The sequence below is a fragment of the Phycisphaerae bacterium genome (assembly GCA_012729815.1).
In the GTDB taxonomy this organism is placed as follows: Bacteria; Planctomycetota; Phycisphaerae; order JAAYCJ01; family JAAYCJ01; genus JAAYCJ01.
The window spans coordinates 1-13,673 of the sequence record JAAYCJ010000364.1 but is presented as its reverse complement, the minus strand read 5'-3'; the positions used below and the strand labels follow the sequence as shown (position 1 = coordinate 13,673).

At 64.5% G+C, this 13,673-nt stretch carries 13 protein-coding genes; 3 read left to right on the top strand and 10 right to left on the bottom strand.

Annotation, left to right across the window (positions count from 1 at the left end; all coding sequences use genetic code 11):
- The 3 genes from GXY33_22940 to GXY33_22930 form a co-directional block, all read right to left on the bottom strand.
- Positions 1–872: hypothetical protein (locus tag GXY33_22940; GenBank protein NLX08009.1), on the bottom strand; the 872-nt coding region annotated here is incomplete at its 3' end.
- Between the two features lie 44 nt (positions 873–916).
- Positions 917–1,570 (bottom strand): prepilin-type N-terminal cleavage/methylation domain-containing protein, encoded by a 654-nt coding sequence (locus GXY33_22935; protein NLX08008.1) that lies wholly within the window; start codon positions 1,568–1,570, stop codon positions 917–919.
- Complete coding sequence (locus GXY33_22930; protein ID NLX08007.1) at positions 1,567–2,718, bottom strand: GntR family transcriptional regulator; 1,152 nt, start codon at positions 2,716–2,718, stop codon at positions 1,567–1,569. Before GXY33_22930 ends, GXY33_22935 begins: the two co-directional genes overlap by 4 nt.
- Positions 2,719–3,023: 305 nt before the next feature.
- On the opposite strand from GXY33_22930, the gene GXY33_22925 reads away from it, so the two are divergent.
- From GXY33_22925 to GXY33_22915, 3 genes are all read left to right on the top strand, one after another.
- Positions 3,024–4,190, top strand: coding sequence for a substrate-binding domain-containing protein (locus GXY33_22925; GenBank protein ID NLX08006.1), 1,167 nt, complete (start codon positions 3,024–3,026; stop codon positions 4,188–4,190).
- A 68-nt stretch (positions 4,191–4,258) separates the two neighbouring features.
- Entirely contained in the window at positions 4,259–4,966 is a 708-nt protein-coding gene (locus GXY33_22920; protein ID NLX08005.1) for a type II secretion system protein, read from the top strand.
- A gap of 90 nt (positions 4,967–5,056) precedes the next feature.
- The gene (locus GXY33_22915) at positions 5,057–6,331 is read left to right on the top strand and encodes a carbon-nitrogen hydrolase family protein (GenBank protein ID NLX08004.1); all 1,275 of its coding nucleotides are present in this window, start codon (positions 5,057–5,059) and stop codon (positions 6,329–6,331) included.
- Positions 6,332–6,372: 41 nt separating this feature from the next.
- On the opposite strand, the gene GXY33_22910 is transcribed toward GXY33_22915, so the two are convergent.
- The 7 genes from GXY33_22910 to GXY33_22880 form a co-directional block, all read right to left on the bottom strand.
- Entirely contained in the window at positions 6,373–7,218 is an 846-nt protein-coding gene (locus GXY33_22910) for a chemotaxis protein CheB (GenBank protein NLX08003.1), read from the bottom strand.
- 95 nt (positions 7,219–7,313) lie between these two features.
- Positions 7,314–7,862, bottom strand: coding sequence for a DUF421 domain-containing protein (locus GXY33_22905; protein NLX08002.1), 549 nt, complete (start codon positions 7,860–7,862; stop codon positions 7,314–7,316).
- Between the two features lie 42 nt (positions 7,863–7,904).
- A complete protein-coding gene (locus GXY33_22900) occupies positions 7,905–8,840 on the bottom strand; it encodes a YihY/virulence factor BrkB family protein (GenBank protein ID NLX08001.1) in 936 nt (311 codons plus the stop codon).
- A gap of 67 nt (positions 8,841–8,907) precedes the next feature.
- The gene (locus GXY33_22895; GenBank protein ID NLX08000.1) at positions 8,908–9,960 is read right to left on the bottom strand and encodes an AI-2E family transporter; all 1,053 of its coding nucleotides are present in this window, start codon (positions 9,958–9,960) and stop codon (positions 8,908–8,910) included.
- A gap of 129 nt (positions 9,961–10,089) precedes the next feature.
- Positions 10,090–11,787 (bottom strand): hypothetical protein, encoded by a 1,698-nt coding sequence (locus GXY33_22890; GenBank protein NLX07999.1) that lies wholly within the window; start codon positions 11,785–11,787, stop codon positions 10,090–10,092.
- A 72-nt stretch (positions 11,788–11,859) separates the two neighbouring features.
- Entirely contained in the window at positions 11,860–13,527 is a 1,668-nt protein-coding gene (locus GXY33_22885; GenBank protein NLX07998.1) for a hypothetical protein, read from the bottom strand.
- A gap of 10 nt (positions 13,528–13,537) precedes the next feature.
- On the bottom strand, positions 13,538–13,673 hold a 136-nt coding region (locus GXY33_22880), incomplete at its 5' end, for a hypothetical protein (GenBank protein ID NLX07997.1).

The window sequence follows — 13,673 nt, the reverse complement described above, 5'->3', positions numbered from 1 at the left end:
GAGCTGACGAATCCGATGAACGAACGGTCGAGCGCCGTCCCTTCAAGCCGAAATGCGAAATCCGCCTCCGGCGCGTCGAACCGTGTGGACGGCCGCTGCAGGGTCATGTGGACGTTGCCCACCTGCGCGCCGATCCAGTTGGGCCCTCGGCCGCGATCGGCGACGTTGCCGATCAGCGCCGGTGCAAAGGCCAGATGGATCGCGGTCTCGGCGAAACTGAGCACCGCTCCGGCGCTGCTCATCTCCAGATCGCCCGCCGCAATCCGCCCGAGTTGCTGTTCCTGCGTCGTGGTCTTGATGCTCTCGAACGCCACGTTGTCGCAGAGCGTGCCGTTGGAGTTTCGCCAGCCGAACCGGCCGAAACCGTTGACGCCCAGGCCCGGCTGATACGGCAGGTCGAACACGGCCGCTTCGCCCCATAGCTGGTCGGCTTCCTCCTCGATGCCTGTCAGCTCCGTCCGCGGATCGCTGACCTGACGGGCGAGCTGGGCCTGCTGATCGACGAACTTCGCCTCCTTGGCATGATTGCGGAGCAGAGGCGCCGCCGCCGTCCACTCGGCGATGCGATTCAGGAAAAGCAGACGCCGGCTCTCATCGGGCAGCGTCGCCTCGACCGCCCGCAGCGCCGCCTCGGCTGCGTCAAGCTGGGCCGGATCCTTCGCAGCCGCCTCCACCGCCGGCCCGAACGCCTCCCACGCCGCCTGCCGCGCCGCCGACGGAGTCAGACCGCGAGCAACGGCGTAGTCATACATCCGCTGATGCGCAGCCAGTGCCCGCTGAAGATGGTCGAGCCGCTCGGCCGGCTCATCGGCCACCGCCGAGGCCGCGGCAACGATCGACATCAGCATCGCAAGACCCAAAACTTGGCGCATACACAGACTCCCGTTTGAAAACATGGCGTCATCCTTCCTGCAAATCACCGTCGCGTGTCGTCCCACAACTGCCAGTAGGCGTTGCCAGCGTCGAAATGGATGTACGTCGACCCGAAGCAGAATTCCTGATAGACCACGTGCCCGTCCACGCAGAGCACGTTGGTTCCGATCGTGTCGCCGAAGAAATGGTTGGTCTGACTGGCCCACCCGCGACATTCGTCGCTCATCAAGACCCACCACGGCTCCGACGTCGAAACCCGGACCGGAGACTTGTAATCGTGATGGAAATACGTTGGATAGTCCTCATACCGACCGAAGTAGTTGTAGCCGATCAGCGTATAGTAGTCCCAAAGCACCATGTTCTCGAGCTTGGCCGGCTTGAGCGGACAGTAGAAGGCCGCCGGGTCAATCCGGAAGTGATTGAGGAAGTAGCTGACAAATCCGCCGGTGTGTACGAGTTCCGGACTCCCCGGATCACCGCGAGGAGTCGGCGCGAACCAGTCGTCATTCTCGTTGGCGTGCAGCACGTGGGCCACGCCCCACTGACGCAGACCGCTCTGCTCCGCCACCAGCCGCGCCTGCGCACGCGCACCGTTCAAAGCCGGCAGCAGCAGTGAAACCAGCACCGCGATGATCGCCACCACCACCAGAAGCTCAATCAGCGTAAAGGCCGTCTTTCCACAAGCGTCTCGTCTCATGTCTGCACCTGTTGATTGATATACGCACCGCACGACCGGCGGACCACCAGTTCGCAGGCCAGCCGTTCCTTGACCGGCCCGGGCGTCTCGCCGCGTATCCGCTGGACCAGAATTTCCATCGCCCGTTTGCCCATCGTAAAAAGCTGCTGGCGGACCGTGGTCAACGGCGGGCTGCACACCCGCGCCTGGTGAAGATCGTCGAACCCGACGACCGCCAGGTCCTCCGGCACCCGAATGCCGCGCTCCGCGCATCGGCGAAGCACGTTCAACGCGATCAGGTCGTGAATGCACACCACCGCCTCAGGCGGCTCAGCCATCGCCTTAAAGACGTCGACCTCCTGGACGCCCTGCTCGTCGACGTCGCGGGCCGCCACCATCAACGTGTACTCCGGGCGAATCGCCAACCCCGCTTCGCGGACCGCCGCGGCAAAACCCGCCAGCCGCTCCTCGGTGGTCGAGTTGTGCGGACCGCGCAGGTGGGCGATCCGCCGATAGCCCAGACCGATCAGGTGCCGCGTCACCGCATAGCTGCCCTCGAAGTTGCGACTCACCACGCTGCTCAACGATTCACCGCCGTCGAGGTCCGTGTCGATCAGGACCACCTGTTGCCCAGCGTCGCGCAGCGTCCGGATCACCTCGCGATTGACCTGATCGCAATCCAGCCCCTGCGTCGGAATAAACAGCGCCCCAACTGTCTTGCTCTCATTGAAGTGCTTCGCCAACTCGATGCTGCGGACCGGATCGTTCCGGGTGTCCGCGGTGGTCAGATGGAACCCAGCCTCCTCTGCCGCCCGTTCGACCCCGTGCAAGACTTCCTCGTACGCCCCCGGACGCCCGCTGTGCCGTGGCCACAGCACGCCCACCAGCGTCTGCTGATGATCGCTGCGGCGAAACCGCACGAAACTCCCGCGCCCGCGATGGCGCGTGACCAAACCCTCGCGAACCAAGTCCCGCACCGCCCGCTGAACCGTGTTCCGTGAAATCCCGTAACGCCGACACAACTCATGTTCCGGCGGAATCTGCGACCCCTGGGCGATCCGCCCCCGCAGAATCTGATCCCGCAGATCGGCCTTGAGGGCCAGATACCGTGGCGACTCCGACGGCGGACCACCGGGCTCCAGGTTTTCGAGCACCTTCTTCATCACCATCGGCGTCCAAATGTACCATCAATGGGACAATTGGCTTTAGTATACCGGGTATCACCGTAACTGTCAATAGCCTGTCAACTCCAGTGCCGCCAATCCTGTCCAGATATAACACATTCGTTACCCTGTACTTACGGCGCTTATCCCTCCGGAACGAGGATCAGGCCGACCGGCTGATGCCATTTGTCGTACCTATCACCCATTACCGCAACATCCAGCGAAGTGACATGGCCCCGCCAAGCGAACCATTGACACAACCCAAACTCATTGGTATAAGTTGAGGCATCCCTGATTAACAGGATCATCGCATGCCAAGCCGTTCGGAAACACGGATACGCACCAGACCGGCCCTGCACCGCAAGCTCACGGACCTGATCCTCGACGAGATCCACAGCGGCCGGCTGCCGCTGGGCGCCAAATTGCCCAGCCAGGCCGAACTCGTGGCCCGATACCAGGTCAGCGTCAACACCGTGCGCCAGTCGCTGGCCACCCTCGAAAAACGCGGGATCATCCGCAAGGAGCACGGGCGGGGCAGCTTCGTGAGCCTCCAGTCCGGCCGGCGGGAGGAACGCCGCGAGCTGGGACACCTGGGATTGATCTTCGAACGGGCCGATCAGCCGGAAGACCAAGCCGCTGAGACCGAAATCGTCTCCGCCTTCGTCGACGTCTGCCGGCGACGCGGAATCCGCTTCACCTGCGTCGAGACCACCGTCGACGCCCACGCCGGCGGGGGCGAGTTGATCCGGACCTTCGACGGGGTCAACCTCGACGCGATCTGCGTCTTCCTGCACAGCGGCGAGGGCGCCGGCGACCGCCTGGCCCCGCTGGCCCGCGAGTTCGCCGCCCCGGTGGCCATGTTTCCGAGCTTCGAACGCCATCCCTTTCCCATTGACCGGGTGGACATCGACCTGGAGGCCGGACTGCGGCAGTTGATGCAATACCTGCTGCAACTTGGCCATAGGCGGATCGCCTACGTCAGTTCGCACGTCGCCGAGTGTCTGGCCGGCGACCCGCAACGGATCACCGGCGGCCGGTGGCAGGCCTATCGCGACGCCCTGGCCGAGTCCGGTGTGGCGGTTGACCCCTCGCGGCTGGTCGAGATTCCCTACGGCCGCGAGCCGGACGAGGCGATCGGCCGGCGGGTGATCGAACTGGTGCGACGAGACGATCCGGTCACCGCGATCTTCGCGGGCAACGACTGGATGGCCCGCCACGTGATGGAGTGGCTCTGGCGGGCTGGGATCCACGTGCCGCGCGACGTCTCGCTGGCCGGCCTGGACGACGTGTCGTTCGCCCGCCACCTGGTGCCGCCGCTGACCACGGTCGCCTGCCCGTATACGCGGGCGGCCCGGGCGGTGATCGAGTTGATGCGCAAGCGGCTGGGCGACGTGAACCGCCCGCCCGAACACGTAACGATCCCTTCGGAGCTGGTGATACGCGAGTCGGTTCGACCGGCAGGAGAGCATTCCGCATGAGCAAACGCCCGAAGCATGCTGTCGGAACCGACGCCGCGGATGACGGTCGGTCCGAGACACAACGCCGAATGGACCGAAAGCGGCGCGTATCCAACCTTCGTGGAGAACAAACCGTGAGACCGCATAACGCCCGCGCATTCACCCTCATCGAACTCCTCGTGGTCATCGCGATCATCGCCGTGCTGGTGGCCATCCTGCTCCCGGCCCTGCAGGCCGCACGCGATCAGGCCAGAGTCGCCGGCTGCCAGAGCCAACTGCGCCAGTGGGGCCTGATCCACCAGATGTACACCGACGACAACAACGGCTGGTACCTCTACTTCTACCGCGAAGGCGGCGACTGGAAGAGCCCGGAGGTCGTGCGGTTCCCGCAATTCAACCAGATCGTGATGGACCAGTACAAGGCGACGCAGGAGCTCTTCTACTGCCCGCTCAAACCCGAGAGCCGGGCCTATTGGACGTATTGGGAAACGCAGCCCGGCGGCCCCTACTCGATCATCGGCTATACCTACCTGGCCGGCTACCCGTGGTGGCTCGACACCTGGTTCCTCAACGGCTACCGATCGCCGTGGCGGGTGGACCAGTCGGAAGGCTGGTCGGTCGTGATGACCGACCAGTGCCGCACCTGGCCGCACCAGACCAACCACTGGCTCAACGGCCGGATCGGCTGCAGCGTCCTGTGCGTGGACGGCCGGGTCGAGCATCACAATGAGGGCCTGGAGCCCCACTTCAACGCCGGTGACGGCTTCTGGGTCTGGTGGAAACACACGCTCCAGTAAGATGGCGGTCTTCGCCGGCGCCCATCTTGACATCATTCCCGCCGCGCGTCCTAATGGTCTGCAAGAGCAGCCCCAAGGAGACCGTGGACCATGAGCGATGCTTCGACGGCGAATCGGGTGGCCGACATGAGTTCGGATGCGTGGACGTTTGGTGCGCCGCGGCCGGAGTTGGCCCCGCGACACGAACAGCGGCGCGACGGCGACGGGCCGGCGCGGCTGGTGCTTTCCGGAAACGGAGACCGGCGGGCGTTCGGCTGGTGGCGGGCGGACCTCGAACTGGAATCCGGGCGGTGGTACGAGGCATCCGTCCTGGCTCGCGTCGAGCAGATCGAGAACCCAAACCTTTCCGTCTTCGCCCAAGCGGCTGGACATTTTCTGCTGCCGCAACAGCCGTGGTCTGCCGAACCGGTGCGGATGAGCCAGCGGTTTCGCCTCGGCGAGCACGACCTCGAGCGGCGGTTCGAGCTGTTCTTTCGCGCCTCGGATCGCGGCAGCATCGAATGGTCGGATCCCCGCCTGGTCGCCATCGACCCGCCGAAACACCGCTGCGCCCGGGTCGCCACGATCCGATTCGGCCCGCCGCGCGACACGCTGACCCTCGAGTCGCACCGCCGCCGCATTACTGAAAAGCTCGACCAGGCGGGCGTGCTTCGTCCGGATATCGTCGTGCTACCCGAGTTCTGCCCGGTGGTCGGCGTGCCGGAAGCCCAATACGGCACGTGGACCGACGCCGCCGAACCGGTCCCAAACGGCCCCACCTGCCGCGTCCTGGCCGAAGCGGCCCGCAAGTACCGCATGCACGTCCTGTGCGGCCTGATCGAAGGCCGCGGCCGATACGTCTTCAACACCGCCGTCCTCTTTGACCGCCAGGGCCAGTTCATCGGCCAGTACGACAAAACGCACCTGACCTTCGGCGAACTCGTCAGCGGATTCTCCTGCGGCGAAGACTACCCCCTCTTCGACCTCGACTTCGGCCGCATCGCCGTGCACATCTGCTACGACGAATGGTTTCCCGAAGTCGCCCGATACTACGCCCATCAAGGGGCTGAAATCCTCTTTCTGCCCGTCGCGGGCGGCAAGCCGATCACCTGGCGGACGCGGGCCCTGGACAACGGCATCCATTTCGTCTCCGCCTCCATCAACCCGCCCAGCATGATCATCGAGTCGTCCGGAGCGATCCTCGCCGAAACTCACAGCGACGGCGTAGTTTGCGCCGATTTGAACCTCGACGTCCGCGAAACCAACTGGTATCGCGACCCGACGCTTACGTGCGGCATGCCCTGCATCATTCCGCAGATGCGGCACTGCCTCGACAATTCGCTGATCGTGGAGCTCAACTCCGCGATGAAAAGCGCAAGCTCATGACCGGCGCGCCGATTGCCGGTCCGGCGGCTGACGGGCGCTGGTCATCCGGTCGCGGCCGGCTTGGGCGTATCGGCGGCGGAGAAGATGCCGGACATGATGAACCGGCGGATGATCAGTGCGTGCTTTTTCATCTCATCCATTCTTTGTTCAAAGTCCGCCGTTGTGCTCTCTTTGCCCCGCGTTCGGGCGTCGGTGGAGAGCTTCTTGAGTACGTTGGCCCGTTCCTGGAGGTAGCGGACGGCGGCCCACAGCGAGTTTTCGATCACCTCGGCCTGACCACTCAAAAAAGACTCGATGGTGAAGGAGTGTCCGGTGTGGCAGACGTAGTGGCCGGCTGGGTCGCGGCCCTTGACGTTCCAGAGCGTGCCTCCGCATTCGGGACACGTGTAGGGCGTGCGGTCGCCGAGGGCATCCATTCGGTCCAGATCGGGCACTTGGTGTTCGGAGAATTTGACTTCTTCCATGATCTCCTCCGGGACGTTGACAACGGGTTGATCGACGGGGGCTCCCGCGATCCGACGGATTTCGGCTGCGACTTGTTCGAGCGTCAGGACCTGATCGACGTCGACCTGCCGGATGGCGTTTTCGGGCAGATCGGGCGCGTCGGCCTCCTGCGGACTCTGTACCATGGCGACGCCGCCGCACTGCTTGACCGCCGCCAGGCCGTTGACCCCGTCGTTCAGGTAGCCGGTCAGCAGGATCGCGATGACACGGGTACCGTTGTAGGCCGCGGCGGACCGAAAGAGGGTATCGATGGAAGGCCGCGAGCGGTTCTCGCGTGGTCCGAAAACCGCGGCCACTTCGGTGCGGTTGACCAGCAGGTGGTGGTTCGAGGGCGGCACGTAGATGACGCCGGGCCTGAAGATCGCACGGTCGGTAACCTGCACAGCGGGCAGCGGACCAGCCGCGGAGAGAACCTTGTGCAGACGGCTTTCAAAGTCCGGGCTGATGTGCAGGACGACGAATACCGCCGCCGGCAGAGTCAGTTCCGTGGCTGCGCGAGTGGCCTTTTCAGACCTTCGTGGCGGCCCGCCACGTCGGCCAGGGCGGTCGGATTTTCCGCGCCGATCGAACTGAGCACGCTGAAGGTGCCGTCGGTCTCCAGCACGACCGCCTCGACGTCCTCGATCTTGGCCGCGCCGTTCGTGCGGATGGCCTGGCGGACCTCCTGCTCGCTGACCCGTTGGCGTTTCATGACCGCCGACAGGAACTCTCCCCGGTACAGCAGCAGGGCCGGTTCGGATCGCACCGCCCGGCGGAACCACCCCACCCGCACGGAGAGCCACGCGATCGCGTACTGCAGCACGATCAGGACGGCAAGCCCCGTCACGCCCTCAGCCACGCTCACCTGTTTGGAGAGGAGGGCGGAGGCCAGCGTCGAACCCAGGGCCACCGTCACCACCAGATCAAAGGCGTTCATCTTGGCCAGCGTCCGCTTGCCCGAGATTCGCAGCAGCGTCACCAGGGCCACATAGACCAGCACCCCGACGACCATCACCCGCCACACGTCGTACCAGGTGTTGAAGAACATCACCGACCTCCCGGCCGATCCGTACGGCCCGTGACCGCCCCGTTACGTCTTCTCCCCGCCCTGCACGTGCTTGATCTGGTCTTCCGGAGCCTCTTCCCGCTCCTGGTTTCGCTGCTTCCATTTGGCGTCCGGAGCCCACTGGCCGTGTTCGTCCGGCTCGATGAGCCTGCCGTAGCGGTCGGCGTAGACCTGCGTGAGTTCGGCGCCGAAGAAGAAGATCAGGGTTGAGTAGTAGATCCACAGCAGCAGGGCCACCAGCGATCCGGCGGCCCCGTAGACCGAGCCCACGCTGCTGTAGGCGAAGTACTGGCTCAGGGCATACTTGCCCAGTACGAACAGCACGGCGGTGATCAGGGCGCCGACCCAGACTTCCTGCCATCCGATTCTCACATCCGGCAGGAATTTGTAGATCAGTCCGAAGACGGCTACGAACACGCCCACCGACACGGCGGTATCCAGGACCTTCCAGAACGCCCAGCCGCCCATCGTGGCCCGGCCGATCCACGAGCTGACCAGCACCGAGGCCAGGGCCAGCACGCCGATGCCCGCGACCATGGCCAGCGACAACAGCCGTTTGTGAATCCATCCCCATACGCCCTGGCCGGATCGGGCCTCCACGTCCCAGATCTTGTTCAGCGAGGTCTGAAGCTGGGCGAAGACGGCGGTGGCTGAGAGCACCAGCAAGCCCAGGCTGATGATGGTCGAGATGATGCCGGTTCGCTGCTGCTGCGAGGCGTTGCTGACGACCAGGTCGACCGCCCCTTCGGCTTTGGGATCGACCTGGGCCTTGATGTTGGCGGTCAGATCCTCGCGGAAGCCCTCGCCGGCCAGCCCCACGACGGAGAAGACCAGGATCAGCAGCGGGGCCAGCGAGAGCATGGCGTAGAAGGCCAGTGCCGCTCCCAGCGTCATGGCCTCATCGGCGATGAAATCATTGACGGCCTGTTTGAACATGCCGAAGAATCGTTTTGCCCCCATGGCAGCATCCTCCAATCCCGCTCAGTTTGTATTCCACGTTCCGGCTATCCGGTGGGCGACGCCCATCCTACTCGGCGACTTCGCCGGGTTCTTCGCCCGGCGTGCGGCTGAACAGCAGGGCCATCGGTCGAAGCGCGGGGATATGCGAGCCGACCACCACCAGCGTCACCGTCATCGGCACGCCGAGCACCGCCCCCGGAATGCCCCAGACCCATCCCCAAAACAGGATCGACAGCAGCAGCACCAGCGGCGAGATCATCAGGGTGCGACCCTGGAACCGCGGGGCCAGGTAGTTACCCGTAAACTGCTCCAGGACCGCCAGTCCCAGCACCACCACCAGCGCCCATCCGATGTTGAACTGGACCAGGGCGGTCAGGGTCGGCGGGATCATCGCGACCACCGAACCGATATTGGGCACGTAGTTGAAGGCGAAGAACAGCAGTCCCCACAGAAATGCCAGGTCCACGCCCATCGCCCACAGCCATATTCCGGCGATGACGCCCGAGAGCACGCTCATGAAGGTCCACACGACCAGGTAGCGGCGAATCTTGCGGGCCAGCGTATCCACCGTCTCGACCGCCGCCTGGCCGGGCTCGCCCGGGAAGCTCAGAAGCACCTTATCCCGCCAGTTGTCCCACTCCATTAGCAGCAGCACGGCCATGAAGAAGATCAGCACCAGCAGCGCGACGATCTGCCAGGCGTGCGTGAACACCGTGGTCGCCATGCTCACCAGCCGGCTGCCAACGGTCTGCGGGTCCATCAGTTCCTGGGGTATCGACACCTGGTGGGCCTTGGCCATCTCCTCCAGATTGGACCATGCCTCCTGCAGCCGGTCCACGTACTCCGGGACCTTGGCGATCACCAGGGTCAGGCTCAGCCACAGCAAGGCGAGCACCACCGCCAGGAAACCCAGCATCACCACCACGGTCAACACCAGGCCGAGCCACTTGAACCGCTCCTGCACCTGGCGTTCCGCCCAGACCTGGACCGGGCGCATGAGCAGGGCCAGAAAGAATGCGAACGCCAGCGGCATGCTCACCACGTAGGTTGCCCGCAGGAACCACGCGGTCGCGACGATCGTCAACGTCGCCAGCAGCCCCACGGTCACCTTCCGTTTCACGGTTTGTCCGTTGGCACCGTCAGTCATTCGACCATGCCTGTTTTGGTCTTCTCGCGCGACCTCGCCGCCCGCACGAACCGGTCGCGCGGGCGGCGAGCCCTCACCCGTTGTCCACCGTCGATCATGCTTCTACCATTCCCACCCGGCGGCGATCAGGCCGCCAATGGCGGCGGCCACGCCCGAGACCACCGCCGTCCCGAACGTCCACCACGCGGCGGAGGCCGCGGTTTTGCGCACCTCTTCGGCCTGGTGGCGAGCTTCATCCTTGGCCTGCCCGATCCGGCGGTCCACCTCGTCCTTCATCTGCTCGGCCTTGTGGATCACCTCGTCGCGGGCCGATTCGATCTTGGTGACGATCTGCTCGGCATCCTGATCGGAGATCCACCGGCTGGAGCTGAGGATATCCTTGATACTGTCGCGATCCAGATGCCTGAGCCGGTCGGCCAGCGCGCTGGCCTCGGCTTTGGGATCCTGCAGCACCCGCTGGACACCCCGCTTGACCTGCTCGTAGCGGTGCTTTGGACCCTCCATCTTGCCCAGGAAATCGCGGATCTTGCCGGCCGCCTGATCGCGGGCCGAGGCGCCTCCGCTTTCCGCCCGCGAGGTCAGCGAGGAAATCGCGTTCATCACGGTGTCGGCGATCTTGCGGGCCTCCGGTTCCGAGACGTCCTCGCGCTGTGAGAGGGCGGCCACGACGGTATCGCGGTCCACCTGCGAGAATCGCGCCCGCAGCGCCTCCATACCCGCGGCAGGATCGTGGAAGAGCTTCTCGATGTCCTGCTTGATCCCTTCAGGGTTCAGTTCGGGCCGGCCGGTGTTGCGCAGGTAGTCTTCAACCTTGGCCCGATACTGCTGGGCCTCTTCCTTGGACATGCCGGTCACCCGCATGGTGGCGTCGGCGACCATGGTGCCGGTGTCCTTGCCGGACTTGTACTCCTCGCGGATCTTGCCGATCGCGTCCTTGAGGCTTCCCGAGACCGCGGCGACGTCTTCGCGGCTCATGCCCTTTTGTTCCAGCGAGGCCCGGATCGTCTGTTCCTCCAGCAGCGGACCCTCGTACTCGACGACCGCTTTGAGCTCAACTTCGGAGAGCAGCTTTCGCAGTTCCTCGCGCATCTGCTCCGGAGTGTACTGGGCGGGCTTGAGTTCCTCGACGAAGTGCTCCAGCTCTTCGCGCAGGTGTTCGCCGTCGCCATCCCCGAAGATCTCCTTGCGGACCTTGTCGATCACCTGGCTGGCGGCGTCGACCGCCCGGTCTTCCGGCGATTTGCCCAGCATCGAGGCGGTGGTCTGGTAGGCGGCCTTGAGGCCCGAGGTCGCGGTGCTGAAGAGCGTTCCCACCAGCGACGACATCGCCGAGAGCTCCAGGCTGGTCATCACCACGTAGAACAGCCCCCAGATCGACAGGGCGATCACCACGCCCAGCAAAAGGTCGCCGGTCAGGCTCAACTCTACGGCCAGCCAACTCGCGAAAAACAGGGCGATGCTCGCCGTCACCAGGGCCCAGACCCCGTAACCCGTGGTGATCTTGCGGGCCGTACGGCCCCACGACTCCGAGCGGGCCTTCTCGCTGTCCCTGTCCTTGCCCTTGCCGATCTCCTCCATGTCCACCGCGGAGACCCCGGCGGCCAGCGACAGATGCGTCAGCACCAACTGGAAAGCGACGGCCAGGATCACGCCCGCGACCAGGGCCGCGAAGAACGAGGGGCCCAGCGCCGCCGGCGCCGGCTCAGCCTCCGGCACGACGACGGCCACGTCCTGCGCCTGGGCGGCGCCACAGCACAGGACCATCGCCAACATGCAGATCGATCCAATCTTCCTGATCATCTCTGTATCCTCCCTCAGAAAACAACGTCGGACCTTTTGAACGCAGTTCCGTCACGATTATCGAAGTATGTTTCATCCATCGCCCCACCCTGTCAGCGATCCCTGCTTTACGAAGATCGCCGGCGAATAGCCCTCCATCTCGTACGACGTCTCGCCGTCCGTTTCCAGCATGCGGTCGGTGAAGATCTCCTTCCATCGCCCTTCGCTTGGGAACGGTATCCTGAGCGTCTGTTGCTCGCCTCGCAGATTCAGCGCCACCAGCAGTTCGTCCCCCTCCTGGTTCCAGCGGTGGTAGACCAGGGTCTTGGCGTCGTTGTCCACCGCGTCCACCGCGAAACCCGCCGACCGCAGCGCCGAATGCTCGTGCACCAGTTGGCACATCCGCCTGGTGAACGCATGCAGGCCGCGCCCCCCTTCGGTTTCGAGTTTGGCCCAATGGATCTTGTTTTCCTGCTCGTTCTTGGCGGAGTTCTCACCCCACTCCTGTCCGTGGAAGAGCATCGGCTGGCCCGGCATGGTGCAGATGATGGCAATCCCCAAGGCCGCTTTCCGCCGCGCCGTAACCTCGTCGAATCCGCGGCTCATGACTTTCTCCACGACCCGCCCCTCATCGTGGCTCTCGGTGTAGTTGATCCACACCTGGCCCGACTTGTAGCCGTCGCGGGTCGGATCGATCATCTTGACCAGATCGTCCAGGTTGTCCCAGCTCTTGTCCTGCACCGAGTCTTCGGTCAGCATGGCCTCGACCCCCAGGACGATCTGCTGGTGCCAGACCCCGCTCATGCCCGTCTCGTCGGTGATCTTTGGATCCTCGGGAACGTGCTCAGCGATCAGGTGAGCGTCGGGTTTGACTTCGCGTGCGGTCTTCACCAGGAACGGCATGCCGTCCCCATTGTCCATACCGATCAGCTTGGCGTAGTCGTAACGGTAGCCATCCACGTGATAGGCCCGCAGCCAGTACTGATTGACGTCTCGCAGGTAGTGTTGCGTCGCTTCCTTGCGGTAATCCAGCGTCGGCAGGCCGAAATCGTTCTTCATGCCCGAGAGCGATTCGCCGTACCAGGGGCTGTGGTCCCAGTCGTACAGTTGCATGTACGGATGGTCTCGTCCGGTGTGGGCCAGGACGGTGTCCAGGATCACCGCCATGCCGCGCCCGTGGGCCTCGTCCACCAGGCGCCGCAGATCGTCGGCTGCGCCGAATCGCTCACGCACCGCGAACAGAAACACCGGCCTGTAGCCCCAGTAATCTCGCTCGTCGCCGACCGTCACCGGCATCAGCAGCAGTCCGTTGACCTTTAGATCCCGCAGATAGTCCAGCCGCTGGGTCACTGCGTCGAACGTCCCTTCGGGCGAGAAGTCGCCGGTGTGAATCTCGTACAGCACCAGGTCCTCGAACGGCGGCCGCCACGCCTCGTCGTGCCGCCACGCGTACTCCTGCGACGGTACTTCGATGACCCCCACCGGTCCATACTCGGTCCAGCGCACCCGCCGGGCGTACGGATCGGCGATCCGCATCCGGTCGGCCACGAAGGCGTACTCGTGATGCCCCTGGCCCAGGTCCTTCTCCAGCGTCCAAACCCCGTCCTCGTCCTGCCTCAGGCTGTCGCGTCCTTCGCGCCAATCGTTGAACGTCCCGATCAGGCTGACCTCGCGCTTGCCCGGCGCGACCAGCCGAAACTCGATCTCGCCCGTCGTCCAGTCCCCATCCGTTCCCCATCGCACGTCTCGCGTCGCCTTCATCGTCCGTTCCTCAATCCTCGTCGCCCGTCCTCGAAGCCAGTTTGCGTATCATCTGGGATATCCCCTCCGCGTACGTCGGATGGATGTTCATCGTCCGCTCCATCACCCGCCAGTCGTCGCCGCCTTCCATCATCACCAGAAAGATG